We start from the raw sequence: 26,262 nt of genomic DNA on the forward strand, positions 1-26,262 counted from the left end.
GTCGACGCGGCTCACGGCTTTCCCGGCGCCCGCCGGATCGGGGCCACCACCGGCACCGGCTCGCGGGTGAGGAAGTCCAGCACGAGCGCGTTGACCAGGTGCGGCTTCTCCTGGGTGAGGAAGTGCGAGGTGCCGGGGACGACGGCCAGCTCGGCGTGGGGCAGCGCGTCGTACATGTCCACCATGTGCCGCATGGTGACCAGGTCGTCGTCGGCGAACATCACCAGCGACCGCGCGGTGACCGCCGCGAGGTCGCAGGCCTTCAGACACGGCTCCTTCGCGGCCATGTCGCCGATCTTGCGCGCGACGACCCGGAAGTGGCCGATGCCGTCCGGGGACACCTCGCCGTAGGCCGGGCCGAGGAACGCGGAGATCGCGTCGACGTCCCACTCGGCGTCCGGCACGGCGTCGCCCTCCTTGCTGAACCCGCCGCTGATCATCACCAGCCGCTTCACCAGCTCGGGCCGCCGCATGGCCACCAGCATCGCCACGAACGCCCCGTCGCTGTGCCCGACGAGATCGGCCGGTTCGCCGACCACCGCCTCCAGGAAGGCGATGGTGTCGTCGGCCATCAGCCCGTAGGTGATCGGGCCCGGCACGTCCGGGGTGTGGCCGTGGCCCCGGCGCTCCGGGGTGTAGACGCGGAAGTGCTCGGCTAGCGGGCCGAGGTTGGGCTCGAAGAACCGGGCGTCCACCAGGCCGCCGTGCAGCAGCACCAGCGGCTCTCCGGCGCCGTGCTCGTCGTACCAGGTGTCGACCTCACCGAGGCGCACGTACGTTCCCATGATCGCTCCCTGTCTCCCTCTCCCTCCGGTCGGCTGCCCGCCGCGCGCCGGTTCCGTCCGGAACATCCCCTAATGGATGCATCCGTACGCCATCAGGAGCACTCTGGAAGCAGGTTCTTCCGGAGGTGATCGTCATGACCATGCACACCGCGGTGGGATGGCACGTCGAGCTGGAGTTCAAGGAGGACGAACGGCACACCGAGGCCGCCGCGCTGGTACGGCTGCCCGACGGCAGCGAGGTGCGCTCCCACGGGCACGCCAGCAGGCACCACACGGACGCGAATCAGCCCAGGGTGGGCGAGGAGATCGCCGGGGCCCGCGCGCTGAACGAACTCGCCATGCGGCTGCTCACCAAGGCGCACGACGAGATCGACTCGGCGTCGGGGCGGACCTCCCACCCCATCCACGTGTGAGCCCGCGGCGGATCAGGCGCTGGTGAGGGCGGCGCGGACCGCCCTCACCAGCGCCTGCGCGCGCGGGTCCGCCGTGACGCTCTTGCGGAATCCGTTCGTCACATAGCCGAAGGCGATCCCCGACTCCGGGTCGGCGAAGCCGAGCGAGCCGCCGCGGCCCGGATGTCCGAAGGAACCGGGGGACAGCAGCGGGGACGCGCTGCCGTGCAGCATGTAGCCGAGGCCGAAGCGGGTGTTCACGACCAGCACCCGGTCCGGGCCCGCGGACTGCTCGCCGCGCGCGAGCTCGACCGTCTGTGGGGTGAAGAGCCTGACGCCGCCGTCGACCTCCCCGATCAGGGAGGCGTAGATCCGGGCCAGCCCGTCGGCGGTGGCGACGCCGCCCGAGCCGGGCAGGGCGGCGGCGCGGTAGACCGGGTCGTTCTCGTCGGGCTTCGGCGAGATCGCGCCGAACGCGCGGCGGGTCAGGGAGCCGGGGTCGGCATAGGCGTCGGTGACCGCGCGCTTCGGGCGGGTCCGCAGGGCACCGGCCGACTCCTCGCCCGTCACCGGGCCGACCCGGCCCACCCGCGCCGCCCCGTCCGCGGGCACCCCGAGCCGGAAGTCCGCCGCGACCGGGCCCGCGATCTCGTCGGCGATCCACTCGCCGACCGGCCGGCCGGTGACCCGGCGCACCAGCTCGGCCACGAGCCAGCTGAACGTGTGCGGGTGGTAGCCGTGGTCCGTGCCCGGCTCCCACACCGGCGCCTGCGCCGCGACCGCCGCCGCGCCGAGCACCGGATCGGCGGCCTCGGTGGGCGTCAGCGGCCGGTCCAGCAGGGGCACGCCCGCGCGGTGCGCGAGCAGATGCCGGACCAGGGTGCGCTCCTTGCCCGCCGCCTTGTACTCCGGCCACCACTCGCCGACCGGCGCGTCCAGGTCCAGTTCGCCGCGCTGGTGCAGCAGCAGCAGGACGGCGGCGGCGACGCCCTTGGTCGCCGAGCGGACGATCTGGGCGGTGCCGGGCTGCCACGGCTCGCTGCCGTCGACATCGCGGGTGCCGCCCCACAGGTCGGCCACCTTGTGCCCGTCCCGGTAGACGGCCACCGCGGCGCCCCGCTCGCCGAGCGTCTCGAAGTTCCGTACGAACGCGTCCCTGACCGGCTCGAACCCCTCGGCCACGGTGCCGTTGACATCCACGTCCGTACTCCTCCTCCTGCGGTGCGGGTGCCCTGCTCAGCCAAGCAGAATCGTCACGTCGATGTTCCCGCGGGTGGCGTTGGAGTACGGGCAGACCTCGTGCGCCGCCTCGACCAGCCGGGCGGCGACGTCCGCGTCGAGGACGGGCAGCGAGACGCTGAGGGCGACCGCGAGGCCGTAGCCGCGGCTGCGGTTCGGGCCGATGCCCACCTTGGCGGCGACCGTGGAGCCGGTGAGGTCGTAGCCCTCGCGGTTGCCGACCAGGATCAGCGCGTTGTGGAAGCAGGAGCTGTAGCCGGCCGCGAACAGCTGCTCGGGGTTGGTGCCGTTGCCGTCGCCGCCCAGCTCCGGAGGCATCGCCACCTTCAGCTGGAGCTGGCCGTCCTGGCTGGTCACATAGCCGTCCCGGCCGCCGTGCGCGGTGGCTTCGGCGACGTACACGATCTTCGTCGGGCGGGTGTCGACGGCGACGCCTTCGGACACGGCGGGACCTCCCCCAGGGCGGATCAGCGGATGCATCGTGCACAAGGTACCGGCGAGTAGGTACGGCGGACGCGGCGAGGGGGAGCGACCGCGGGTAACAGCCCGCCGGCCGGCGGGGGCGGCCGTACGGGAGGCGTTCCGCGCGGAGATGCCTCGTGCGGGAGGTGTTCGCGTGCGGAGGCGTTCCGTGCGGGAGGTGGCCGGCTCAGAGGGCGCGGGCCGCCGCCTCCTCAGCGCGGTGGGCGAGCTGCCACAGCTCCTCGCGCATCCGCACCACGTCCGCCGGATCGAGGCCCGTGGCCGTGAGCAGGGCGGCGGGCAGCCGTGCCGCGCGCTCCCGCAGTTCCTCCGCGCGCCCCGTGCACACCACGAGCACCGAGCGCTCGTCGTGCGCCGCGCGCTCCCGGCGTACGAGACCGGCGCTCTCCAGCCGCTTGAGCAGCGGCGAGACGGTGCCGTAGTCCAGGCGCAGCGCGCCCGCCAGCTCCTTCACCGTGGTCTCGCCGCGCTCCCACAGCACGAGCAGCACGAGGTACTGCGGGTAGGTGAGGCCCAGCTCGTCCAGGAGCGGGCGGTACGCGGCGGTCACCGCGCGCTGGGCGGCGTACAGCGCGAAGCACAGCTGCTGGTCGAGGAGCGGCGGCCGTTCGGCCCGCTCGACTGCCTCGTCGTCTCGGCGCGTCACGCGCCCATTGTCACGGACCGCGGATCGAAGCCGAACGGCAGCTCCAGGCGGTGGGCGCGCATCAGGGCCGCGTCGGACAGCAGCGTCCCGGTCGGCCCGTCGGCCGAGATGACGCCCTCGCTGAGGATCAGCGAGCGCGGGCACAGCTCCAGGGCGTACGGCAGGTCGTGGGTGACCATCAGCACGGTCACGTCCAGCGAGCGCAGGATGTCGGCCAGTTCGCGGCGGGAGGCGGGGTCCAGGTTGGACGACGGCTCGTCCAGGACCAGGATCTCCGGCTCCATGGCGAGCACCGTCGCGACGGCCACCCGGCGCCGCTGCCCGAAGGAGAGGTGGTGCGGCGGGCGGTCCCTGAACGCCGCCATGCCGACCCGCTCCAGCGCGCGGTCGACCCGCGCCTCCAGCTCGGCGCCCTTCAGCCCGGCCGCCGCCGGCCCGAACGCCACGTCCTCCCGCACGGTCGGCATGAACAGCTGGTCGTCGGGGTCCTGGAAGACGATGCCGACCTTGCGCCGGATCCGAGCCATGTTCCGCTTGTCCACCGGCAGCCCGGCGACCCGCACCGTGCCGGTGCCGCCGGTCAGGATGCCGTTGAGGTGCAGCACGAGGGTCGTCTTGCCCGCGCCGTTCGGCCCGAGCAGCGCCACCCGCTCGCCGCGCGCGATCGAGAAGTCCACACCGAACAGGGCCTGGTGCCCGTCGGGGTAGGCGAAGGCGAGGCCGGAGACCTCCAGGGACGGCGGAGCAGGCGAAGAGGCCACAGAAGCTGTCACAGCATCCATCCCAGCAGACAGACCACGAGCGCGGCGGCGGGCAGGGCGAGGGCGTACGACCACTGCGCGCGGGACGCGGTCACCTCGTCAATGACGGGCATGGCTCCGGCGTAGCCCCGGCTGACCATGGCCAGGTGCACGCGCTCCCCGCGCTCGTAGGAGCGGATGAACAGGGCGCCCGCCGACTTCGCGAGCACGCCCCAGTGCCGCACGCCGCGCGCCTCGAAGCCGCGCGACTCGCGGGCGATCCGCATGCGACGCATCTCGTCGGTGATCAGGTCGCCGTAACGGATCATGAAGGAGGCGATCTGCACCAGCAGCGGCGGCAGCCTCAGCCGCTGGAGCCCCAGCAGCAGTTCCCGCAGCTCGGTGGTGGCGGCCAGCAGGACGGAGGCGGCGACGCCGAGGGTGCCCTTGGCGAGCACGTTCCAGGCGCCCCACAGCCCGCTCACGCTGAGGGACACGCCCAGCACCTCGACCCGCTCGCCCTCCGCCACGAACGGCATGAGCACCGCGAACGCGACGAACGGCACCTCGATCAGCAGCCGCCTCAGCAGGAACCCGGCGGGCACGCGCGCGATGCGGGCGACGGCGGCGAGCAGCAGCGCGTACAGCCCGAACGCCCACATCGCCTCCCGCGGGGTCGAGACCACGACCAGGACGAAGGCGAAGACGGCGGCGAGCTTGGTGTGCGGCGGCAGCGCGTGTACCGGCGAGTCGCCTCGCCGGTACAGCCGGTGCGCGTGCCCCGCACCCATGGCGTCAGACGCTCTCGGGGGTGGTGGTGGACGACGGCGAGGTGTCCGCGGCGCGACGGCGGCGCACCGCCCAGAACACCGCGGTGCCCGCGACGACGGTCACGCCGACGCCGATCACGCCGGCGAGGCCGCCGGAGATCCGGGCGTCGTCGACGTCCTTGACCCCGTAGTCGGCGAGCGGGGAGCCGGCGACGGCGTGCTCCTCCGCCTTCTCGTCGATGCCGTGGTCGGCGGCGACCTTCTCCAGGCCGTCGGGGTCGGCGGAGGCGTAGAAGCTGACGAACCCGGCGAGGACCAGGGAGGCGACGAGCCCGCCGATCCACACCGCGCGGTGCGAGGCGCGGGCCGCGGCCGGGGCGGCCTCGGGGGCGGGCGCGTCGACGAGTTCGCCGCCCACCCGCAGCTTCAGCGGGGCCCGCAGACCGCGCGCGCCGTACACCAGGTCGGGGCGTACGGCGATCACGGCACCGACGGTCAGCGCGGTGATCGCGGCCTCGCCGATGCCGATCAGCACGTGCACGCCGACCATGGCGCCGGCGACCTTGCCGATGGCGACGTCGGTGGTGCCGCCGATCCAGTAGAAGAACGTGAAGGCCAGCGCGGCGGCCGGCACCGAGATCAGCGCGGCGGCGAAGGAGGCGGCGGTGACGGAGCGGCGGGTGCGCGGCAGCACCGTGACCAGGCCGCGGAAGAGCGCGTAGGCGACGATCACCGTGACCACGGCCATGTCGGTGATGTTGACGCCGAGCGCGGTGAGACCGCCGTCCGCGAAGAGGATGCCCTGCATGAGCAGGACGACGGCTATGCACAGGACGCCGGTGTAGGGGCCGACGAGTATCGCGGCGAGTGCCCCGCCGAGGAGGTGCCCGCTGGTGCCCGCGGCGACCGGGAAGTTGAGCATCTGGACGGCGAAGACGAACGCCGCCACCAGGCCGGCCAGCGGCGCGGTGCGCTCGTCGAGTTCACGGCGCGCGCCGCGCAGGCTCACGGCGACGGCACCCGCCGCGACGACTCCGGTGGCCACGGAGGTGGGGGCGTTGATGAATCCGTCAGGTACATGCACCGTTCGATGATAGTGGCCTGATGCGAACGCTTTGCAAGAGCGAGGCGGTCTCTGGTCGCCGTGAGGGCGTGAATCGCGGAATATGGGACAAAGAAGAAGTAGCGGACACATGGTTTCCGCATTGGTCACGCTGGGTAAGGGGTCCTTCTATGTCTGTAGTCGAGCAGCACGCCCGGGCCCACATCGTCACCGACACCGCCGACCGGGTGGAGGACGAACAGCGAGCGGTTCCGGTCATCCTCCGGTACGACCCCGACAGGGACCCCGGCGCGGTACGGGTGGACCTCCCCGGCGGCGACCACGAGTGGACGTTCGACCGCGCGGTCCTCGAACAGGGGTTGCGCGCCCCGGCCGAGGCCCCGGCCGGCTCCGGCAGTGTGCGGGTGTGGCCGTGCGGACGCGTGCAGGCCGTGGTCGAGTTCCACGACCGGCACGGCGTCTCGGTGGTCCAGTTCGACACCAAGGCGCTCATGCGCTTCCTGCGCCGCACCTACACGACCGTCCCCGTCTCCACCGCCGGCTGACCGGCCCGCGGCGGCCGCCGAGCCGCGGCAGCCGCCGCGGGGTGGTCAGCCGTCGAACCGCGGCAGCGCCACGGGGCCGCCGATCCGCGGCGGCGCCGCGGGGTGGTCAGCCGCCGAGCTTCAGCAGCGCCGCCACGACCGGTCCCGCCGTCTCGCCGCCGTGCCCGGCCGCCTGGACGACACCCGCGGCCGCGAGGTCGCCCCGGTACGCCGTGAACCAGCCGTTGGGCTTCTTCTGGCCGTCGACCTCCGCGGAGCCGGTCTTCGCGCCGACGTCACCGCTCACCCCGGCCATCGCCTCCGCCGCCGTCCCGTAGGCCGCCGTGTAGGACATCAGGTCCCGCAGCTGGGCCAGCGTCGAGGCGGACAGCGTGCGCCGGGCCGTGGCCAGGGTGCGGCCGTCCACCGACGGGGCGACCAGATACGGCTGGCGGAACACGCCCGACTTCACGGTGGCCGACACCGACGCCATGTTCAGCGGGTTCATCCGCACCCCGCCCTGCCCGATCAGGGACGCCCCCATCTGGGCCTGCGACTGCACCGGCACCGAACCGTCGAAGGTGGGCACGCCCACGGCCCAGTTGTTCAGCGACAGACCGAACACCTGCTGGGCCTGCCGGGTCAGGTCGTCGTCCTTCAGCTTGGGCGCCTGGCTGATGAAAGCCGTGTTGCAGGAGCGCGCGAAGCTCGCCTTGAAGGTGCCGCCCTTGATCTGGAACTTGTCGTCGTTCTGGAACTTCCAGCCGCCGTACGTGAAGTACTTCGGGCACGGATGCGCCTTGTCGGCCGAGGCCAGGCCCTTCTCGATGAGCAGGGACGCGGTGACGACCTTCATCGTGGAGCCGGGCGCCAGCGAGCCCTGGAAGGCGGTGTTGAAGCCGCGCGAGGAGTTCGCCACCGCCAGGATCTCGCCGGTCGACGGCTTGAGCACGACGACCGAGGCGCGCGCCCGGGCGGCGACCTGCCGCTCGGCTGCGGCCTGCAGCCGCGGGCTGAGCGTCGTGCGCACCGTGCCCGGCGTGCCCTCGCTCAGCTCCAGCAGCGTCTTGTCGGACAGCTTCCGCGCCTTGGACTCCTTGCCGCGGACCACCCGCAGCTCGACGCCCGCCGTGCCGCCCGCCTTCTTGCCGTACTTCTCCCGCAGCCCGTCGAGGACCGGCTCGAGCGAGGGGTACTTCTTCGTGGTCAGCTCGCCGCCGTCCCGGTCCAGCGCCCTGACCGGCGGGGTGCCGGCCTCGCCGGTGACCAGGGTGTCGCCCTCGCGCAGATCGGGGTGGACCACGGCCGGCGACCAGGCGACCCGCGGCTCCCCGTCCCCGGCGCGGCGCACCACGGTCAGCGCGCTCTCGTACGACAGCGGCTTGGCGACGCCCTTGTGGGTGACCGTGCCCCGCACGGTGAACGGCACCTTGTCGCCGGTCCGGGGGCCGGGGGTGAGGGTGACGCCCTCGACGCGGGCGGTCTTGGTGTAGCCGGTGAGCAGGGCGGTGGCCGCCGCGCTGTCGTCGGTCGCGGCGGCGGCCTGCCGGACCTGGCCCTGCTGCCAGGCGGTGAGGAAGCGCCGCGCCGTGGTGGTGACCTCGGCGGCCGACAGCGGCCCGGTCTTGACGCTTTTCGTCCGCGGCTGTTCGGCGACCGAGCTCGCCGTACCGTTCTCGGCCGCGGCCCCGCCGCCCAGCAGTGCGTACGCGGCCAGTCCGGCGCCGCCGACGACCGCGGCGATCACCCCGCCGACCACCGCGGGTCTCGTGTTCCGTCGCTCGGCGACGCGCCTTCTGTTGCCCACTTCTTCCCGATCCTCCGCGACATCCCCGGGCACTCCGGAGTGCCGGTGCGTTTCCCGGCCTCTACGGCCCCACAGCCTTCACCGTCTGCAACGACGGCACCACCCTAGAGTCCCCGCGCGGGAGCGTGAGATCAGCCACCCGCGCGGAGCACGGACGCCACGATCGGGCCCGCCGCGTCGCCGCCCCGGCCACCCTGCTGGACCATGGCCGCCGCCGCGACGTCGTCCCGGTACCCGGTGAACCAGCTGTTGGCCTTCGCCCCGTCGACCTCGGCGGAGCCGGTCTTCGCGCCGATCCCGCCGGGCACCCCGGCCATCACCTCGGCCGCGGTGCCGCTCGTGGCGGTGCGGTTCATCATCGCCCGGAGCTGCTCGGCCGTACCCGGCGGCAGGCCGCGCGCGGTGGCCAGTTCCCGGCCGTCCAGGCTCTGCGGCACGATGACCGGCTGCCGGAAGGTGCCCGTCTTGGCGGTGGCGATCACCGACGCCATGTTCAGCGGGCTCATCTGGACCTGGCCCTGGCCTATGAGGCCGGCCGCGCGGTCCGGGCCGCCGGAGGCGGGCACCGAGCCGTCGAAGGAGGGCACGCCCACCTGCCAGTCGTCCCGGCCCAGACCGAAACGCTCGTCGGCCTCCCGGGTGAGGGAGTCGGTCTCCAGCTCGTCGGCGAACTTGATGAAGGCGGTGTTGCAGGAGCGGGCGAAGCTCTCCGCGAGGGTGGCGTCCGGGTCGGGTCGCAGGCCGGGCAGGTTGCCGAAGGTCTGGCTCTCCCACATGGCCGTGTCCGGACAGGGCGCCGGCCCGTTCATGGTCGTCAGCCCGTTGTCGATCAGGGTCGCCGCACTCACGATCTTCATCGTGGAGCCGGGCGCCACCCGCCCGAGGAACGCGGCGTTCCAGCCGTCCGCGCGGTTGTTGGCGACCGCCAGCACCTCGCCGGTGCTCGGCTTGACCGCGACCACCGACGACTCGGCGTACCGCCGCACCGCCTTCTCGGCCGCCGCCTGCGCGGTCGCGCTGAGCGTCGTGCGCAGCCTGCCCGGCCTGCCCTCGGCGAGGGTCAGCAGCGAGGTGTCGGCCGCGCCGGTCTCCTCCGGGTGCCGCACGACCAGCTCGACGCCCGGAGTGCCGCCGGCCTTGTCGCCGTACCGCTTGCGCAGCTCGTCGAGTATCGGGCCCAGCGAGGGGTACTTCCCCGCGTCCAGCACCGCGCCGTCGCGGTCGACCGCCTCGACGGGCGGGCTCGCCGCCTCCTCGGTGACGAGGGTGTCGCCGTCCTTCAGCGCCGGGTGGACGACCGACGGCTCCCAGTCGACCAGCGCCCGCCCGGTGGTGACCCCGCGGACCACGGTGAGCCGGCTCTCGTACGCGAGCGGCTTGCTCCTGCCGCCGTAGGACACCGTCGCCCGCACCGTGAACGGCACCGTGGTCCCCTTGGCGGCACCCGGCGTGATCTTCACGTCCGTCAGGTGCGCGTCCTCGCCGAAGGCCGTCAGCAGCGGCCCGGCCGCCTCCGCGTTGTTGGTGTACGACGCCGCGGCCGGCCCCTGTCCCTTCTCCCACGCGGCGAAGAACTCCCGCGTGGTCCGCGCGACCTCGTCCTCGCCGGGCGGCCCGGTCTTCACGGTCTCGGTGCCGCCCCCTCCGCCCCCGTCCCCGTTCAGCGCGGACACGATGTTGAACGCCCCGTACCCGGCGCCGCCCACCATCACGGCGAACACCGAGCCGATCACGGCGCCCTTGACCCCCTTGCGCATGGCGCAGCCCCTCCCCGTCGTGGTCCCTCGCACTGTAGGCGCGGGGCGTGACAACAGGGGCGGTTGTTTTCCTTATTGTGAGATGCACCTGCCGGGCAGTGTGGCGGGGAACCACCCGGACCGGTCAGACCCAGGTGTCCAGCCACATACGTGAACGCCAGTCGTCGATCGGGATCGCCTGGCCGGTGTAGATCGGCCAGAAGTAGATGAAGTTCCAGGCGATCAGCAGCACCAGCACGCCCGCGCCCGTCGCGCCCGCGACCCGGCGGGTGTCGCCGGAGCCCGGCGGGCCGACCAGCGCGCCGATCAGCATCGCCACCGCCAGGCACAGGAACGGCACGAACACCACGGCGTAGAAGAAGAAGATCGTGCGCTCCTGGTACAGGAACCACGGCAGGTAGCCGGCCGCGACGGCGCACACGATCGCGCCCGCGCGCCAGTCACGGCGGAAGAACCAGCGCCACAGCACGTACAGCAGCGCGAAGCAGGCCACCCACCACAGCATCGGCGTGCCCAGCGCCAGCACCTCGCGCGCGCACTTCTCGCCCGCGTCGGCGGGGCAGCCGTCCGTGCCGGGCGCGGGCGACTCGTAGAAGTACGACACCGGGCGCCCGCCGACGATCCAGCTCCACGGGTTGGACTCGTAGGTGTGCGGCGAGGACAGGCCCACGTGGAAGTCGTAGACCTGGTTCTCGTAGTGCCACAGGCCGCGCCACCAGTCCGGGAACAGCCAGGACCAGGCGCTGTCCTTGCCGTCGGTCGCCGCCCAGTCGCGGTAGTAGCCGCCGGTGCCGTCGCTCGGGGAGAGGATCCAGCCGGTCCAGCTCGCGACGTAGGTGACGATCGCGACCGGCACCGTCGACAGGAACGCCCACCCCAGATCGCGGCGGAGCACCGTCACGTACGGGCGCCGCGCGCCCGCCACCCGCCGCGAGGCCACGTCCCACAGGACCGTCATCAGGCCGAACGCGGCCAGGATGTACAGGCCGTTCCACTTCGTGCCGATCGCCAGCCCCAGCATCAGGCCCGCCAGCAGCCGCCAGGGCCGCCATCCGAGGCGGGTCGTCTCCGCCGTGTACGCGTCGGGCCGGACCCGGCCGTCGGCGTCCGCCGGGAGCGCGGCGGCCAGCCTCTGCCGCGCCTTGTCCCGGTCCACGACCAGGCAGCCGAACGCGGCCAGTACGAAGAACATCAGCACGCCGTCGAGCAGCGCGGTGCGGCTCATCACGAAGTGCAGCCCGTCCACCGCCAGCAGCGCGCCCGCGAGACAGCCGAGGAACGTCGAGCGGAACAGCCGGCGGCCGATCCGGCACAGCATCAGCACCGACAGCGTGCCGAGCAGCGCCGTCATGAACCGCCAGCCGAACGGGTCGAAACCGAAGATCAGTTCACCGAGTCCGATGACGTACTTGCCGACCGGCGGGTGCACGACGTACGCCGCGTCCGACGGGATCGGGACCTGGCCGCCCGACTCCAGGATCAGCTTGTTGACGTCCTTGTCCCAGTTGACCTCGAAGCCGCGGTGGACGAGCGCCCAGGCGTCCTTGGCGTAGTACGTCTCGTCGAATATCACCGCCTTCGGGCTGCCCAGGTTCCAGAACCGCAGCACCCCGGCGAACAGCGTCACCAGCAGCGGGCCGATCCACCCCGACCAGCGCACGCACCGGGCCGCGAACCCGTGCGGGACCCCGAGCGCCGCCCACAGCCGCGGGCTCGGCTCGGCGTACGGCGGCACCAGCCGGTCCCGGACGTCCCCGCGCGGCGGTGCGAGGTAGCCGAAACGGCGCAGCCGCCGCTGCCACGACGGCCCCGGGTCGGGGGCGGCCTGGTCCTGCCGGAGGTCCGTGGAGGACGCGGTACTGGTCACCGCGCCATCGTAGGGAACCGCGCTGTGTGAGTCCCGTGCACGGCCCCTGCGAGGATGGAACCGTGACAGACACTCCCGGAACCCTGGTCCTCGCCGGCACTCCCATCGGCGACATCTCCGACGCCCCGCCCCGGCTCGCCGAGGAGCTGGCCGGGGCCGACGTGGTCGCCGCCGAGGACACCCGGCGGCTGCGGCGCCTCACCCAGGCGCTGGGGGTCACCCCCAAGGGCCGCGTCGTGTCGTACTTCGAGGGCAACGAGTCCGCCCGCACCCCCGAACTCGTCGAGGCGCTGCTCGGCGGCGCGCGCGTGCTGCTCGTCACCGACGCGGGCATGCCGTCCGTGTCCGACCCCGGGTACCGGCTGGTCGCGGCGGCCGTCGAGCGGGACATCACGGTGACCGCCGTGCCGGGGCCGTCCGCCGTGCTGACCGCGCTCGCGCTGTCCGGGCTGCCGGTGGACCGCTTCTGCTTCGAGGGGTTCCTGCCGCGCAAGGCGGGCGAGCGGCTGGGCCGGCTGCGGGAGGTCGCCGAGGAGCGGCGCACCCTCGTCTACTTCGAGGCCCCGCACCGGCTCGACGACACCCTCGCCGCGATGGCCGAGGTGTTCGGCGGCGAGCGGCGGGCCGCCGTCTGCCGCGAACTGACCAAGACGTACGAGGAGGTCCGGCGCGGCCCGCTGGCGGAGCTGGCGGAGTGGGCGGCGCAGGGCGTGCGCGGGGAGATCACCGTGGTGGTCGAGGGCGCGCCGGAGCGGGCACCCGAGGCGCTGGACGCGGCGGAGCTGGTGCGGCGGGTCCGGGTGCGCGAGGAGGCGGGGGAGCGGCGCAAGGAGGCGATCGCGGCGGTGGCCGTGGAGGCGGGCGTGCCGAAGCGGGTGGTGTTCGACGCGGTGGTCGCCGACAAGCGGTCGCCGGCGGGGTGAGACCGGGCCGCTCCGGTGCCGCTGAGCCGGGGGTACCCGGCGCGGGCTCGCGGCCCTGAGCCGTGGCGCCCGTGTCCCTGGGCCGGGTGCCCCGCGTCCCCGAGTACGGGCATCCGCGTCCCTGAGCAGGGGCACCCGCGGCCTTGGGCCGGCTATTCGCGTCCTGGGCCGGGGTACCCGCGTCCCCGAGCGGAGATATCCGAGTCCCCTGAGCATGGGCCTTCCCGTCCCTGAGCCGGGTACCCGGCGCGGGCTCGCGGCCCTGAGCCGTGGCGCCCGCGTCCCCGGGCCGGGGGCCCCACGTCCCCGAGTACGGGCATCCGCGTCCCTGAGCAGGGGCACCCGCGTCGCTGAGCCGGGGCATCCAAGTCCCTGAGCCGGGGCGCCCGCGTCCCCGAGCGGGCCCCGCCTTCCCGAGCACGGGCATCCGCGTCTCCGAGCGGGCCCCGCCTCCCTGAGCACGGGCATCCGCGTCCCCGAGCAGGGGCACCCGCGTCGCTGAGCCGGGGCATCCAAGTCCCTGAGCCGGGGCGCCCGCGTCCCCGAGCAGGGGCACCCGCGCCCCCGCGCCCCGCGCCGGGTCTCGGGCATCCCAGGGGGCACATCCGGGGGTGAAGCCGGGCGGGCGTCTCGGCGCGAGGCCGCCAGAACCCGGTCAGGTGGCTGCGGCGCTGAGCGCGCTGCCGTGAGGCCGGGCCAGGTGATCGACGCGGTGCCGCGGGGCGTACCCCTTTCGTAGGATCGTGGCATGTCCTCCCACGACGAAGCCCCGCCGCTGCCCGAACCCCTCCGGGTGCCGGTCGCCGACTCCCACACCCACCTCGACATGCAGTCCGGCACGGTCGCCGAGGCCCTGCTGAAGGCCGCGTCGGTGGGCGTGACGACACTGGTGCAGGTCGGCTGTGACGTGCGCGGCTCACGGTGGGCGGCCGAGACGGCGGCGGCCCACGCCGACATCCACGCGGCCGTCGCCCTGCACCCCAACGAGGCCCCGCGCATCGTGCACGGCGACCCCGACGGCTGGTCCCGGCAGGGCGCCCGCGAGCCCGGCGGGCGGGCCGCGCTGGACGAGGCGCTGGCCGAGATCGACCGGCTGGCCGCGCTGCCCCAGGTGAAGGGCGTCGGGGAGACCGGCCTGGACTACTTCCGCACCGGCCCCGAGGGCAAGGAGGCGCAGGAGACCTCCTTCCGCGCCCACATCGAGATCGCCAAGCGGCACGGCAAGGCACTCGTCATCCACGACCGCGAGGCCCACGCGGACGTCCTGCGCATCCTGAAGGAGGAGGGCGCACCGGAGCGGACGGTGTTCCACTGCTACTCCGGGGACGCCGAGATGGCGGAGGTCTGCGCCCGGGCGGGCTACTACATGTCCTTCGCCGGCAACGTCACCTTCAAGAACGCGCGCAACCTGCGGGACGCGGTCGCGGTGGCCCCGATGGAGCTGCTGCTGGTCGAGACCGACGCGCCGTTCCTCACGCCGGCGCCGTACCGCGGACGGCCCAACGCGCCGTACCTCATTCCGCTCACGGTGCGCGCGATGGCCGCCGTGCGCGGCGTCGACGAGGACACGCTGGCGACGGCGATCGCGGCGAACACGGCACGCGCCTTCGGCTACTGATCACTACCGGACGTAGTCGCGTCGCTTTGGAGAGTGACCGCCGCTCCGCTAGGTTCTGGGGCCCGATCGGACCCTTGGGCCTCCTGGAGTGTGTCGGCGTGAGCAGTTCGCAGTACGCGCGGGACGCGCGGCATGGGTACGGCACCGAGTACGCGCCCTACGGCGCCGAGTACGCGCCCTACGGCACCGAGTACGCGCCCTACGGCACGGAGAACCCGCCCTACGGCACGGGGAACACCCCAGCAGCGCACGGCGGCTTCGACGCGCCCCCCGCCTTCGATCCCCGCACCGCCGTCACGCTGGGATACGGACACGGTTTCGGCTCGGCGGCGTACGGGGTGACGGACGCGGCCGCGGGCGGGGCGGTGGGCGGACTGATCCACGAGCCGTACGAGGACACATACGCCCCGGCCTACGAGACAGCCCCCGCACCCGCCCAGAGACCCGCCCCCGTGCCCGCCCCGCGCGCCGGAGCGGGGCGGCGGGCCGCGCGCCGGCGCAAGGCGCGGTACGTCGAGCGCCCGGACGGCGGCTCCATGCGCCGTCTGCTCCCGAAGGCGCTGGTCGTCGCCTTCCTCGCCGGCGGCACCACCGCGTTCGTCGCCGAGGACAAGGCGATCGAGCTGAACGTCGACGGCAGGGCGCGCACGCTGCACACCTTCGCCGACGACGTCACCGAACTCCTCGCCGACGAGGGCGTCGAGGTCCGGGCGCACGACGTGGTCGCGCCCGGCCCCGGTGCCGCGCTCGGCAGCGGCGACGAGGTGGTGGTCCGCTACGGACGCCCCGTACGGCTCACCCTCGACGGCCACCGGCGCGAGGTGTGGACGACGGCGCGCACGGTGGACGGGGCGCTCAGACAGCTGGGAGTGCGCGCGGAGGGCGCGTACCTGTCCACCTCGCGCTCCCGCCGTATCGGGCGCGAAGGCCTCGCCCTGGACGTCCGCACCGAACGCTCCGTCACGGTCATGGCCGACGGCCGCGCCCGCGTCGTCCGCACCAACGCGGCGACCGTCCGCGAGGCCGTCGAGCAGGCCGGCATCACCCTGCGCGGCCAGGACACCACCTCCGTGCCGCCCGGCAGCTTCCCGCGCGACGGACAGACCGTCACCGTGCTGCGGATCACCGGCTCCCGGGAGGTGCGCGAGGAACTGATCCCGTTCCAGGTGCGCCGGATCGAGGACCCGGACGTCTTCCGGGGCACGGACATCGTCGAGCAGGCCGGACAGCCGGGCCTGCGCCGGGTCACCTACTCCCTGCGCACCGTCAACGGCGTCCGGCAGAAGCCGCGCCGGATCCGCAGCGAGCTGGTGCGCGCGCCCGTTACCCAGGTGGTCAAGGTGGGCACCAAGCCGCTGCCGACCTCCGTGCGCGGCGCGGACCACCTCAACTGGCAGGCCCTCGCCGCCTGCGAGTCCGGCGGGCGGCCCGACGCGGTCGACGCCTCGGGGACGTACGGCGGCCTCTACCAGTTCGACACCCGGACCTGGCACAGCCTCGGCGGCACCGGCCGCCCCCAGGACGCGCCCGCCGCCGAACAGACCTACCGCGCGAAGAAGCTCTACCTGCGGCGTGGCACCAGCCCCTGGCCGCACTGCGGGTCCCGGCTCCAGGGCTGAACCCACCGGCACCGGCCGCCCGCGAGCGCCCCCGCGCACCCGCCGTGGACCGACCCCGCCCCTCGCCCCCGTACCCTGGTGCCGTGAGCAGCCCCACCCCCGACGCCCTGCTGGGCCCCGCCGACGTCCGTGAACTGGCGGCCGCCCTCGGCGTACGCCCCACCAAGCAGCGCGGCCAGAACTTCGTGATCGACGCGAACACGGTCCGCCGTATCGTCCGCACCGCCGAGGTGCGCCCCGACGACGTGGTCGTCGAGGTCGGCCCGGGGCTCGGCTCGCTCACCCTGGCGCTGCTGGAGGTCGCCGACCGGGTGACGGCCGTCGAGATCGACGACGTCCTCGCCGCCGCGCTGCCCGCCACGATCGCCGCGCGGATGCCGGAGCGCGCCGACCGGTTCGCGCTGGTCCACTCCGACGCGATGCACGTCGCCGAACTGCCCGGCCCGGCCCCCACCGCGCTGGTCGCGAACCTGCCGTACAACGTGGCCGTGCCCGTGCTGCTGCACATGCTCGACACCTTCCCGAGCATCGAGCGCACCCTCGTGATGGTGCAGGCCGAGGTCGCCGACCGGCTGGCCGCGCCGCCCGGCTCCAAGGTGTACGGCGTGCCGTCCGTGAAGGCGAACTGGTACGCCGAGGTCAAGCGGGCCGGCGCCATCGGCCGCACCGTCTTCTGGCCCGCGCCGAACGTCGACAGCGGGCTCGTCTCGCTGGTCCGGCGCACCGAGCCGGTCAAGACCAGCGCCTCCAAGGCGGAGGTCTTCGCGGTGATCGACGCCGCGTTCGCCCAGCGGCGCAAGACGCTGCGGGCCGCGCTCGCCGGATGGGCCGGATCGGCGGCGGCCGCCGAGGCCGCCCTCGTCGCCGCGGGCGTCTCCCCGCAGGCGCGCGGCGAGTCCCTGACCGTCGAGGAGTTCGCCCGCATCGCCGAGCACAAGGCGGCGGCCCGCACCGAGGAGCCCGTGCAGCAGTGAGCGTCACCGTCCGCGTCCCGGCCAAGGTCAACGTCCAGCTCGCGGTCGGCGCCGCCCGCCCCGACGGCTTCCACGACCTGGCGAACGTCTTCCTGGCGGTCGGCCTGTACGACGAGGTCACCGTCACCCCCTCGCCGGACGGCCTGCGCGTCACCTGCGAGGGCCCCGACGCCGACCAGGTCCCGCTGGACTCCTCCAACCTCGCCGCGCGCGCGGCGATCGCACTGGCCCGCCGCCACGGCCGTACCCCCGACGTGCACCTCCACATCGCCAAGGACATCCCCGTCGCCGGCGGCATGGCGGGCGGCAGCGCGGACGGCGCGGGCGCGCTGCTCGCCTGCGAGGCGCTGTGGGGCACCGGCGCCACCCGCGAGGAACTGCTCGACATCTGCGCCGAACTCGGCAGCGACGTGCCGTTCAGCCTGGTCGGCGGGGCGGCGCTGGGAGTCGGGCGGGGCGAGAAACTGACACCCCTCGACGTCGGCGGGACATTCCACTGGGTGTTCGCGATGGCCGAGCGGGGCCTGTCCACCCCGGCCGTGTTCCGCGAGTTCGACCGGCTCGCCGAGGGCACCGCGGTTCCCGAGCCGGTCGCCTCCCGCGACCTCCTCGACGCCCTCGCCAAGGGCGACCCCGACGCGCTCGCCGCGGCCGTCTCCAACGACCTCCAGCCCGCCGCGCTCTCCCTCTTCCCGGAACTGGCGGACACCCTGGCGGCGGGCCGCGCCGCGGGCGCGCTGACCGGACTGGTCTCGGGATCGGGGCCGACGACGGCGTTCCTGGTCCGGGACGCGGCCTGTGCCGAGCAGGTCGCCGAGGCGCTGCGGGCGTCGGGCACGTGCCGGAGCGTGCGGGTGGCGGCGGGGCCGGTGGTGGGGGCGACGGTGGTCTGAGAGGGCTCAGTACCGGTCGATGGTGGTCAGGTCGATGTCGATGTCGTAGGGAACGCTGACCTTGACGTGCTTGTGGTGGATGCCGGTCAGTGTGTACGTGCCGGTGGCCTCGCCGAGCTGGTACACCTGGACCACGGGGTGGTCGTCCTGGCCGGCCATCTCGACCAGCCAGAAGTGGGGGATACCGGCTGCGGCGTACTTGTGCGGCTTGGTGTCACGGTCGCGGGACTCGGAGTCCGGTGAGACCACCTCGACGGCGAGCAGGACATCGGGCGCCGCGAAACGGGTCTGACGTTGGCCGGTGAAGGCTTCTTTGTGGACCACGCAGATGTCCGGTTCCGGCCCGTTGCGCGGGTCGAGTACCACCGTCATCTCACAGGCGACCTTCAAGCTGGACGGCAGGGTGCTGCGCAGTCCGTTCGCCAGCAGATGGATCGCGGCGTAATGGAAGTGGCGCTGCGGACTCACGAAAACCAGGCTCCCGTCGATCAGCTCGGTGTGCGGCGGGAGATCCGGCAGGGTGAACAGGTCGTCCACGGTGTAGCCGTCCTGCGGCGGCACCGGCCACTGGACGCGGTGCTTCGCGGACTCGGCGGTCATGGTTCCTCCCATGGACGGGATCCTGCTGCCTGCCCTCCACGGTAGCCGCCGGTTCCCGATCGCGTCATCACAGCGAGTGACGATCCCCTCGCGCGCCGCCCGCCACCCCCGAGGCCCTACGCTTGAAGGCTGACCGTCCCCCGTGAGCAGGAGAGAAATGGCCGTCAACCTGGTCAATGTCGAGAACGTCCGCAAGGTCTACGGCACCCGTACCCTCCTCGACGGCATCTCCCTGGGCGTCTCGGAGGGTGACCGCATCGGTGTCGTGGGCCGCAACGGCGACGGCAAGACGACGCTGATCCGGATGCTGGCCAAGCTGGAGGAGGCCGACTCCGGCCGGGTCACGCACTCCGGCGGGCTGCGCATGGGCGTGCTCACCCAGCACGACTCCCTCGACCCGGAGGCGACCGTCCGGCACGAGGTCATCCGGGACATGGCCGACCACGAGTGGGCGGGCAACGCCAAGATCCGCGACGTGCTCACCGGACTGTTCGGCGGGCTGGACCTGCCGGGCTTCCCGCAGGGCCTGGACACGGTCATCGGGCCGCTGTCCGGCGGCGAGCGCCGCCGTATCGCGCTGGCGAAGCTGCTCATCGACGAGCAGGACCTGATCATCCTCGACGAGCCCACCAACCACCTCGACGTCGAGGGCATCGCCTGGCTGGCCCGGCACCTGCGCGAGCGCCGCTCGGCGCTGGTGTGCGTCACCCACGACCGCTGGTTCCTCGACCAGGTCTGCACGCGCATGTGGGACGTCCAGCGCGGCGACGTCCACGAGTACGAGGGCGGCTACTCCGACTACGTCTTCGCCCGCGCCGAGCGCGAGCGGATCGCGGCCACGGAGGAGGCCAAGCGGCAGAACCTGGTCCGCAAGGAGCTGGCCTGGCTGCGCCGCGGCGCCCCCGCCCGCACCTCCAAGCCGCGCTTCCGCGTGGAGGCCGCCAACGAGCTGATCAAGGACGTGCCGCCGCCCCGGGACAGCAGCGAGCTGATGAAGTTCGCCTCGTCGAGGCTCGGCAGGACCGTGTTCGACCTGGAGGACATCACCGTCACCGCCGGACCCAAGGTGCTGCTCAAGCACGTGACCTGGCACCTCGGCCCCGGCGACCGGATCGGTCTGGTCGGCGTCAACGGCGCCGGCAAGACCTCCCTGCTGCGCGCGCTGGCCGAGGCCGCGCGCACCCAGGGCGAGGCGCAGCCCGCCGCCGGCCGGATCACCGTGGGCAAGACGGTCAAGCTGGCGTATCTCTCGCAGGAGGTCGCCGAACTCGACCCCACCTGGCGGGTCCTGGAGGCCGTGCAGCGGGTGCGCGAGCGCGTCGACCTGGGCAAGGGCCGGGAGATGACCGCCGGTCAGCTGTGCGAGACGTTCGGGTTCTCCAAGGAGAAGCAGTGGACGCCCGTCGGCGACCTCTCCGGCGGTGAGCGCCGCAGGCTCCAGCTGCTGCGGCTGCTCATGGACGAGCCCAACGTCCTCTTCCTCGACGAGCCCACCAACGACCTCGACATCGAGACCCTGACCCAGCTCGAGGACCTGCTCGACGGCTGGCCCGGCTCGATGATCGTCATCTCCCACGACCGGTTCTTCATCGAGCGCACCACCGACCGCGTCTTCGCCCTGCTCGGCGACGGCACGCTGCGGATGCTGCCGCGCGGGATCGACGAGTACCTGGAGCGGCGGCGGAAGATGGAGGAGGCCGCGGCGGCCGCCGCCCCCGCCGCACCGAAGCCCGCGGCCACGGCCGAGAAGGCCGAGAAGAGCGCCGCCGACCAGCGCGCCGCCAAGAAGGAACTCCAGAAGATCGAGCGGCAGTTGGACAAGATCTCCGAGAAGGAGACCAAGCTGCACGCGCAGATCGCCGAGAACGCCACGGACTTCGCGAAGGTGGCCGAACTGGACGCCGAACTGCGGGAGCTGACCGGGCAGCGCGAGGAACTGGAACTGCGCTGGCTCGAACTCGCCGAGGACGCGTAGGGCGCCCCGGCCCCGGTGAAGGGGGCGTGAAGGCGCGTAACGACGGCATCACGGGCCGGTCCTCCCTTGGGAACAGGGGAGGATCCGGCCCGCTGCGTTGTCGGTCCCGGGTGATAGAAAGGGCCGTCTGAGTACCGTCTGAATACGTCTGAGAATCACGGGTGTGGCGGAAACGCAGCGCCACAGGGCGCGGCGCCACATCGGTCACGAGGGGGAACCGCAGATGACCCAGCCGCCCAACCAGCCGCCCCAGCCGGGCGGTTTCGGCGCTCCGCAGGACCCGCCGCCGGGCGGCTTCGGCGCCCCGCAGAACCCGGGGCCCGGCACCCCTCCGCCCCCCGCCCAGCCCCCGGGCGCCCCGCAGCCGGGCTACGGCTACCCGCAGCAGCCCGGCCCGTACGGCGCCCCCCAGCAGCCGGGCCCCTACGGCCAGCCCGGCCCGTACGGCCAGCCCCCGCAGGGCCCGTACGGCACGCCGCAGCAGCCGGGCCCGTACGGCCAGCCCGGCCAGCCGCCCGGTTACGGCTACCCGCAGCAGCCCTTCCCCGGCGCGCCCGGCACCCCGCCGCCCGGCGGCGGCTCCCGCAACCCCTTCAAGGGCAAGCCCGCGATCGCCATCGGGGCGGCCGTGGCGGCGCTGCTGGTCATCGGCGGCACCGTGTACGCGGTCACGAGCGGCGACGGCGACGGCGGCAAGAAGAAGCCGGTCGCCGGGAAGAGCGACGACGCCAAGCCCACCGCCCCCGAGTCCCCGGTCAACCCCGGTGACGGCAGCGGCGACGGCGGCGCCGACCCGGACAACCTCAACGAGGGCCGCCAGGCCGGCGAGGCGAGGGTGCTCTGGTACAAGGAGGCGCCCGACGCGCCCGGTTCCGGCGCCGACGCCAACGGCATGTGGATCACCGACAAGACGGCCGTGAAGGCGGCGTACAAGGACCTGGTCGGGTACGACGTCGGCGACGGCAACCCCACCTGGGACACCATCACCTTCCCGCAGAAGATCTGCGCGACCACCCCGCAGAAGACCGCCGACGACAAGATCGTCGTGGCGTACATGAGCGGCGCCAGCGACCGCGCCAAGTGCAACCAGCTCCAGCAGATCGACCTGAACACCGGCAAGAAGGGCTGGAGCGGCGAGATCGCCGACGGCGCGCTCTTCGACAGCACGATCACCGTCGAGCTGTCCATCGCCGGCAACACTTTGATGGTGGGCCGCTCGCAGTCCGGCACGGCGTACGACGTCACGACCGGCAAGAAGCTCTTCGACAAGAAGAAGTACGGCGACGCCTGCTTCCCGGCCGCGTTCGCGGGCGGCTCCCGGCTGATCCAGGTCGCCTCCTGCGGGGCCGCCACGGACAACGAGCACGACGAGATCCAGGAGCTCGACCCGAAGACCGGCAAGGTCAAGTGGACGTTCGCCTACGAGAAGGGCTGGCGGATCGGCCGCACCTTCTCCGTCGACCCGCTGGTCGTGTACAGCACCAACGAGGACGACGACAAGTGGAACATCGCCACCTTCACGGGCAAGGGCAAGATCCGCTCCCAGGTCGACATCGACGACGCGATCGCCCCCGAGTGCGGCTGGGCCGTCCTCCAGCGTGACCTGACCGGCTGCAACGGCGTCGCCGTCGACGCGAACACCCTCTACCTGCCCACCGAGGCCACCACCGGCGCCAACGAGGTCATCGCGATCGACCTGGCCAAGGGCAAGGAGAAGTGGCGGGTGAAGTCCCCGGCCGACGAGACGATGTTCCCGCTGAAGGCCGAGGGCGGAAAGCTCGTCGCCTACGTCGAGCCGTCGTACGACGCGGGCGGCCAGGTCGTGTCCATCGCCACCACCGGCGGCAGCCACAAGCCGGTGAAGCTGCTGCAGAACCCGGCCGGCGCCGCGGAGGTCGAGAACGGCTTCTTCTCCCGCGACATCGACTGGGCGGACGGCCGGCTGTACCTGTCCACCACGCGGCTGTCCGGAGACGACGAAGCGAGGGAGAAGCTGATGCTCGCCTACGGCAAGTGACGAGCCCGTCGCCCCCGTCTCCCGCTTCCGTCCGCCCGGCCGATCCGTCCCCCGAGGTACCCCACGATGACCCAGCCACCGCCCCCGCCGCCCCAGCAGCCCCCGCAGGGGGGAGGGTTCGGCGCCCCCCAGGACCCGCCCCAGCCCCCGCAGCAGCCGGGTGGCTTCGGCGCCCCGCAGACACCGCCCGCCCAGCCCCAGCCCCCGCAGCCGGGCTACGGCTACCCGCAGGCACCCCAGCCCCCGCAGGGCCCGCCGCCGTCCGGCTACGGCTACCCCGGCCCGCAGCCGGGCCCGTACGGCGCCCCGGCCACCCCGCCGCCCGGCCCGCCCACCGCTCAGCAGCCGAACCCGTACGGCCCGCAGACGCCGCCGTACGGCCAGCCGCCGAACCCGTACGGCCCGCAGCCCGGTCCCGGCTACGGCTATCAGCAGCCGACCATGCCGATGCACCCGCAGCCGGCCCCGCCGTCCGGCGGCGGGTGGAAGATCAACGCCCAGCTGGCGATCATCGTCGCCGCGGTCGTCGCGATCGCGCTGATCGTCGTCGGCGGCGTCTGGTACGCCAACTCCGGCAAGGACGACGACAAGACCACCACCGCGAGCACCGGCGGCACCACCGGCGGCGGTGACGACAAGGGCGGCTCCGGCGGCTCCTCCAAGGGCACGGAGAAGGTCCCCGCCGACCCCGCGTCCAAGGTGCTGTTCCAGGTGCCGATGCCGAAGGTGGCCAAGGACGACACCGTGGTCGTGGAGGGCTCCTGGCTCACCGACAAGGTGTACGCCAAGAGCGGCGTCGCCGAGATCTCCGGCTACGACCTCGCCAAGGGCACCAAGGCCTGGACGGTCAAGCTGCCCGGCCCGGTCTGCCACGCCAGCCGCCAGATGACCGAGGACTTCAAGACGGCGGTGGTCTTCCAGCCGAGGATGCCGGCGAAGGACTCCTTCGAGGGCTGCACCCAGGTCGCGGTCATCGACCTCGCCGCCGGCACCAAGGTGTGGCAGAAGACCGCCAAGTCCGGTGACCGGGACATCAACTTCGACAACATCACGATCAGCGCGTCCACCGTCGCCGTCGGCAGCACCAGCGGCGGCGCCGCCTTCGACCTGACCACGGGCAAGGCCCTGTGGGCCCCCAAGCCCACCGACACCTGCTACGACGCGGGCTACGGCGGCGGCGCCAAGCTGGTCGCGGTGCGCAAGTGCGGCCAGTACGGCGCGCGGCAGCTGCACATCCAGACCATCGACCCGAAGTCCGGCAAGGTCATCTCCGAGTACAAGATGGCCCAGGGCATCGAGTACGCCAGCGTGGTGTCGACCGAGCCGCTGGTGGTGGCCGCCGACGTCGGTGACGCCGCGGGCGACGGCTCCGGCATCTCCGACTTCTTCTCGATCGACAACAAGACCGGCAAGCTGCGCACCCGCATCTCCGCGCCCGGCGACGAGTACGCCGCCTCCTGCGAGGGCATCTCCCGCATCGAGGACTGCACGGGGATCGCCGTCGGCAACGACCGGCTGTACCTCCCGACCGAGGAGCACGACACCACGGGCGACTACGGGTCGACCAACGAGATCGTCGTCTTCGACCTGGCCACCGGCAAGCTCACCGGCCAGCGCGGCGACGCGGGCGACGGCTACAACGTCATGCCGCTGCGCATGGACGGCGGCAACGTGATCGCGTACAAGGCGCCGCCGTGGGACAAGGGCGGCCAGGTCGTCTCCTTCGACGGCGGCAGCTTCAAGGAGACCAAGCTGCTGGAGAACCCGTCCGACGAGACGGTCCGCGACGTGGAGACCGGCATGTCGCCCAAGTACGCGGAGCTGCTGTACTCGCAGGGGCGCCTGTACCTGTCCGAGGTGTTCGCCAGCGCGTCGTCCACCAGCCGCGACAAGTACCTCGCGGTCGCGTTCGGCGCGACCGGCTGACCGGGCACCCGCTCCTCCCCCCGGCGCACGCGCCGGAGCGCACGGCCCCGTCCCAGCTCAGGGACGGGGCCGTGCGCGTAACTCTCAACCCCGTCAACACCCTCGAATGAGCGGAATATCGGAGTTACGGGGCAGTTCTCACCAGTAGGGGCAGCGCAACGTCGAACAAGCGTGTAGCTTCCGGGGGCATGAAGGGCGCGGGTGCCGGGGGGCCCTGTGCCCGGGGGTCTGTCCGGGTGATCCGTGGGCAGTCATGGAGGCGTCCACTGGGGGGACTGGGGGGTTGCTCGATGGGAGTGCGGCTCATGGTGGTCGACGACCACCGCCTGCTCGCGGAGGCGCTGGCCTCGGCGCTGAAGCTGCGCGGGCACCGGGTGCTCGCCGCGGCGGCGCCCGCCGCGGGGGCGGCGGAGCTGGTGATCACGCGAGCGCCGGAAGTGTGCCTGCTGGGCACGGCGGCCCCGGCGGAGCCCGGCGCCTTCGACCCGGTCGTCCGCATCAAACGGGAACGCCCCCAGGTGGCGGTCGTCGTCCTCGGCCCGGTCCCGTCCCCGCGCGGCATCGCCGCGGCCTTCGCCGCCGGCGCGTCCGGGTACGTCCGCCACGACGAGCGCATCGAGGGCGTCGAGCGGGCCATCATGAAGGCCCGCGCGGGCGAGGCGGCCGTCGCCCCCGCCCTCCTCCAGGGCGCCTTCGCCGAACTCCTCAACCCGGCCGCCCAGCCCGACGACGAGGGCCAGCGCCTCCTCCAGATGCTCACCCCCCGCGAGATCGAGGTCCTGGTCCGCGTCGCCGAGGGCGAGGACACCCGCCTGATCGCCGCCGGCATGGGCATCGCCCCCTCCACGGCCCGCACCCACGTCCAGCGCGTCCTGATGAAACTCGGCGTCGGCTCCCGCCTGGAGGCAGCGGCCCTGGCGGCCCGCACGGGGTTGCTGGACCGGGCGGGTCCGCTGCGCCCCCGCGGCTCCGCCCCCGACCCGAGCCCGGAACCGTGACGGTCCCGCCGGGACACCGGCGCCTGCTCTCCGCGCTCCTGGTCGCCGCCTGCGCCTGGGCGACGACCGCCTCGCAGGCGGAGGGCGTCCCCGAGGGGTCCGCGCTCGACGGCGGCATGCAGTCGGCCGGAGACGTCGGCTACGAGCACGCCCGGGTCGGCGAGGAGTACTGGGCGGGCCTGCCGCTGCCCTGGAACACGTCGAGCGAGGACATAGAGCTGACCGACGCGCACTTCGGCCACGTCCCGGAAGGCATCGAGGTCATCGAGTACCGGGCCGTCGACGTCAACGAGACCGACGGCAACGTCCTGTTCGCCCGCACCGACGGCACGGGAGCCATGCCCGACCCGTCCCAGGCCAGGAACTACGCCGGCCACCCGGTCAGGGTGAAAGCCCACTCCGGCAGCGACATCTACTACGTCGCCCGCATCAAGGTCACCGGCCCCGTCCACGGCGCACTGAGGGACTGCCGCTTCCACTACCGCCAAGGCCCGCGGCAGTACCGGCAGCAGGTGGGGTGCTCGACCATCGTGAGCCTGGGTCCGCCCATCAAGTACGAGGACTAGGGCTCGGAACGGCTGGGCCGTACCGGCGCGATCATCGACACCGAGTCGGCCGAGCCGGCCTGCTGCGCGCGGCCTCCGCC

General features: G+C 73.2%; 23 protein-coding genes. 12 read left to right on the plus strand and 11 right to left on the minus strand.

The window, feature by feature from the left end; genetic code table 11:
• Window positions 1-11 precede the first annotated feature (11 nt).
• Window positions 12-785: an alpha/beta hydrolase gene (locus AB0K92_RS05700; protein WP_365919714.1), complete on the minus strand. Its 774-nt coding sequence runs from the start codon at window positions 783-785 to the stop codon at window positions 12-14.
• 134 nt (window positions 786-919) lie between these two features.
• Between AB0K92_RS05700 and AB0K92_RS05705 the strand changes: the two genes are divergently transcribed.
• Window positions 920-1,198: a DUF1876 domain-containing protein gene (locus AB0K92_RS05705; protein WP_365919716.1), complete on the plus strand. Its 279-nt coding sequence runs from the start codon at window positions 920-922 to the stop codon at window positions 1,196-1,198.
• 12 nt (window positions 1,199-1,210) lie between these two features.
• Here the strand turns inward: AB0K92_RS05705 and AB0K92_RS05710 are convergent, their stop codons facing one another.
• From AB0K92_RS05710 to AB0K92_RS05735, 6 genes are all read right to left on the minus strand, one after another.
• Window positions 1,211-2,377: a serine hydrolase domain-containing protein gene (locus AB0K92_RS05710; protein WP_365919718.1), complete on the minus strand. Its 1,167-nt coding sequence runs from the start codon at window positions 2,375-2,377 to the stop codon at window positions 1,211-1,213.
• A gap of 36 nt (window positions 2,378-2,413) precedes the next feature.
• Window positions 2,414-2,860 (minus strand): organic hydroperoxide resistance protein, encoded by a 447-nt coding sequence (locus AB0K92_RS05715; RefSeq protein WP_165999623.1) that lies wholly within the window; start codon window positions 2,858-2,860, stop codon window positions 2,414-2,416.
• 205 nt (window positions 2,861-3,065) lie between these two features.
• Window positions 3,066-3,545 (minus strand): MarR family transcriptional regulator, encoded by a 480-nt coding sequence (locus tag AB0K92_RS05720; RefSeq protein WP_365919721.1) that lies wholly within the window; start codon window positions 3,543-3,545, stop codon window positions 3,066-3,068.
• Window positions 3,542-4,327: an ABC transporter ATP-binding protein gene (locus tag AB0K92_RS05725; RefSeq protein WP_365919723.1), complete on the minus strand. Its 786-nt coding sequence runs from the start codon at window positions 4,325-4,327 to the stop codon at window positions 3,542-3,544. Before AB0K92_RS05725 ends, AB0K92_RS05720 begins: the two co-directional genes overlap by 4 nt.
• A complete protein-coding gene (gene cbiQ / locus AB0K92_RS05730; RefSeq protein WP_365919725.1) occupies window positions 4,315-5,076 on the minus strand; it encodes a cobalt ECF transporter T component CbiQ in 762 nt (253 codons plus the stop codon). The genes AB0K92_RS05725 and cbiQ overlap by 13 nt, the downstream gene beginning before the upstream one ends.
• A 4-nt stretch (window positions 5,077-5,080) precedes the next feature.
• Window positions 5,081-6,139, minus strand: coding sequence for an energy-coupling factor ABC transporter permease (locus AB0K92_RS05735; protein WP_365919727.1), 1,059 nt, complete (start codon window positions 6,137-6,139; stop codon window positions 5,081-5,083).
• Window positions 6,140-6,288: 149 nt separating this feature from the next.
• Between AB0K92_RS05735 and AB0K92_RS05740 the strand changes: the two genes are divergently transcribed.
• On the plus strand, window positions 6,289-6,663 hold the full coding sequence (locus AB0K92_RS05740) for an SsgA family sporulation/cell division regulator (protein WP_365919729.1): 375 nt from the start codon (window positions 6,289-6,291) through the stop codon (window positions 6,661-6,663).
• Window positions 6,664-6,769: 106 nt separating this feature from the next.
• Here AB0K92_RS05740 and AB0K92_RS05745 read toward each other — a convergent pair whose 3' ends face one another.
• From AB0K92_RS05745 to AB0K92_RS05755, 3 genes are all read right to left on the minus strand, one after another.
• Window positions 6,770-8,449: a penicillin-binding transpeptidase domain-containing protein gene (locus AB0K92_RS05745; RefSeq protein ID WP_365919731.1), complete on the minus strand. Its 1,680-nt coding sequence runs from the start codon at window positions 8,447-8,449 to the stop codon at window positions 6,770-6,772.
• Between the two features lie 131 nt (window positions 8,450-8,580).
• The gene (locus tag AB0K92_RS05750) at window positions 8,581-10,206 is read right to left on the minus strand and encodes a penicillin-binding transpeptidase domain-containing protein (protein WP_365919733.1); all 1,626 of its coding nucleotides are present in this window, start codon (window positions 10,204-10,206) and stop codon (window positions 8,581-8,583) included.
• 124 nt (window positions 10,207-10,330) lie between these two features.
• Window positions 10,331-12,073: a phospholipid carrier-dependent glycosyltransferase gene (locus tag AB0K92_RS05755; RefSeq protein WP_365919735.1), complete on the minus strand. Its 1,743-nt coding sequence runs from the start codon at window positions 12,071-12,073 to the stop codon at window positions 10,331-10,333.
• Between the two features lie 62 nt (window positions 12,074-12,135).
• On the opposite strand from AB0K92_RS05755, the gene rsmI reads away from it, so the two are divergent.
• The 5 genes from rsmI to AB0K92_RS05780 all read left to right on the plus strand — a co-directional run bounded on the left by rsmI (window position 12,136) and on the right by AB0K92_RS05780 (window position 18,100).
• Entirely contained in the window at window positions 12,136-12,996 is an 861-nt protein-coding gene (gene rsmI, locus AB0K92_RS05760) for a 16S rRNA (cytidine(1402)-2'-O)-methyltransferase (protein WP_365919737.1), read from the plus strand.
• 748 nt (window positions 12,997-13,744) lie between these two features.
• The gene (locus AB0K92_RS05765) at window positions 13,745-14,614 is read left to right on the plus strand and encodes a TatD family hydrolase (RefSeq protein WP_365919739.1); all 870 of its coding nucleotides are present in this window, start codon (window positions 13,745-13,747) and stop codon (window positions 14,612-14,614) included.
• 98 nt (window positions 14,615-14,712) lie between these two features.
• Window positions 14,713-16,233 carry a ubiquitin-like domain-containing protein gene (locus AB0K92_RS05770; RefSeq protein ID WP_365919741.1) on the plus strand — a complete coding sequence of 507 codons (1,521 nt, stop codon included), beginning with the start codon at window positions 14,713-14,715 and terminating at the stop codon, window positions 16,231-16,233.
• An 83-nt stretch (window positions 16,234-16,316) separates the two neighbouring features.
• A complete protein-coding gene (gene rsmA, locus AB0K92_RS05775; RefSeq protein WP_365919743.1) occupies window positions 16,317-17,207 on the plus strand; it encodes a 16S rRNA (adenine(1518)-N(6)/adenine(1519)-N(6))-dimethyltransferase RsmA in 891 nt (296 codons plus the stop codon).
• Window positions 17,204-18,100 carry a 4-(cytidine 5'-diphospho)-2-C-methyl-D-erythritol kinase gene (locus AB0K92_RS05780; RefSeq protein ID WP_365919745.1) on the plus strand — a complete coding sequence of 299 codons (897 nt, stop codon included), beginning with the start codon at window positions 17,204-17,206 and terminating at the stop codon, window positions 18,098-18,100. Before rsmA ends, AB0K92_RS05780 begins: the two co-directional genes overlap by 4 nt.
• Before the next feature lie 6 nt (window positions 18,101-18,106).
• Here the strand turns inward: AB0K92_RS05780 and AB0K92_RS05785 are convergent, their stop codons facing one another.
• Window positions 18,107-18,700, minus strand: coding sequence for a Uma2 family endonuclease (locus tag AB0K92_RS05785; RefSeq protein ID WP_365919908.1), 594 nt, complete (start codon window positions 18,698-18,700; stop codon window positions 18,107-18,109).
• Between the two features lie 157 nt (window positions 18,701-18,857).
• Between AB0K92_RS05785 and AB0K92_RS05790 the strand changes: the two genes are divergently transcribed.
• The 5 genes from AB0K92_RS05790 (at window position 18,858) to AB0K92_RS05810 (ending at window position 26,182) form a co-directional block, all read left to right on the plus strand.
• Window positions 18,858-20,675 (plus strand): ABC-F family ATP-binding cassette domain-containing protein, encoded by a 1,818-nt coding sequence (locus AB0K92_RS05790; RefSeq protein WP_365919910.1) that lies wholly within the window; start codon window positions 18,858-18,860, stop codon window positions 20,673-20,675.
• Between the two features lie 223 nt (window positions 20,676-20,898).
• Window positions 20,899-22,692 (plus strand): PQQ-binding-like beta-propeller repeat protein, encoded by a 1,794-nt coding sequence (locus AB0K92_RS05795; RefSeq protein WP_365919747.1) that lies wholly within the window; start codon window positions 20,899-20,901, stop codon window positions 22,690-22,692.
• 66 nt (window positions 22,693-22,758) lie between these two features.
• Complete coding sequence (locus tag AB0K92_RS05800) at window positions 22,759-24,618, plus strand: PQQ-binding-like beta-propeller repeat protein (RefSeq protein ID WP_365919749.1); 1,860 nt, start codon at window positions 22,759-22,761, stop codon at window positions 24,616-24,618.
• Between the two features lie 290 nt (window positions 24,619-24,908).
• Complete coding sequence (locus AB0K92_RS05805) at window positions 24,909-25,616, plus strand: response regulator transcription factor (RefSeq protein ID WP_365919751.1); 708 nt, start codon at window positions 24,909-24,911, stop codon at window positions 25,614-25,616.
• Window positions 25,613-26,182: a hypothetical protein gene (locus AB0K92_RS05810; RefSeq protein ID WP_365919753.1), complete on the plus strand. Its 570-nt coding sequence runs from the start codon at window positions 25,613-25,615 to the stop codon at window positions 26,180-26,182. The genes AB0K92_RS05805 and AB0K92_RS05810 overlap by 4 nt, the downstream gene beginning before the upstream one ends.
• Window positions 26,183-26,262 lie beyond the last annotated feature (80 nt).

The organism is Streptomyces sp. NPDC052687 (genome assembly GCF_040678395.1).
In the GTDB taxonomy this organism is placed as follows: domain Bacteria; phylum Actinomycetota; class Actinomycetes; order Streptomycetales; family Streptomycetaceae; genus Streptomyces.

Bases quoted from the DNA above. Each gene is read 5' to 3' on its own strand.
- cbiQ (WP_365919725.1), bottom strand. From the start codon at position 5,076: ATGGGTGCGGGGCACGCGCACCGGCTGTACCGGCGAGGCGACTCGCCG.
- AB0K92_RS05765 (WP_365919739.1), top strand. From the start codon at position 13,745: ATGTCCTCCCACGACGAAGCCCCGCCGCTGCCCGAACCCCTCCGGGTG.
- AB0K92_RS05805 (WP_365919751.1), top strand. From the start codon at position 24,909: ATGGGAGTGCGGCTCATGGTGGTCGACGACCACCGCCTGCTCGCGGAG.
- AB0K92_RS05700 (WP_365919714.1), bottom strand. From the start codon at position 785: ATGGGAACGTACGTGCGCCTCGGTGAGGTCGACACCTGGTACGACGAG.
- AB0K92_RS05790 (WP_365919910.1), top strand. From the start codon at position 18,858: ATGGCCGTCAACCTGGTCAATGTCGAGAACGTCCGCAAGGTCTACGGC.
- AB0K92_RS05800 (WP_365919749.1), top strand. From the start codon at position 22,759: ATGACCCAGCCACCGCCCCCGCCGCCCCAGCAGCCCCCGCAGGGGGGA.
- AB0K92_RS05795 (WP_365919747.1), top strand. From the start codon at position 20,899: ATGACCCAGCCGCCCAACCAGCCGCCCCAGCCGGGCGGTTTCGGCGCT.
- AB0K92_RS05740 (WP_365919729.1), top strand. From the start codon at position 6,289: ATGTCTGTAGTCGAGCAGCACGCCCGGGCCCACATCGTCACCGACACC.
- AB0K92_RS05725 (WP_365919723.1), bottom strand. From the start codon at position 4,327: ATGGATGCTGTGACAGCTTCTGTGGCCTCTTCGCCTGCTCCGCCGTCC.
- AB0K92_RS05785 (WP_365919908.1), bottom strand. From the start codon at position 18,700: ATGACCGCCGAGTCCGCGAAGCACCGCGTCCAGTGGCCGGTGCCGCCG.
- AB0K92_RS05705 (WP_365919716.1), top strand. From the start codon at position 920: ATGACCATGCACACCGCGGTGGGATGGCACGTCGAGCTGGAGTTCAAG.
- AB0K92_RS05750 (WP_365919733.1), bottom strand. From the start codon at position 10,206: ATGCGCAAGGGGGTCAAGGGCGCCGTGATCGGCTCGGTGTTCGCCGTG.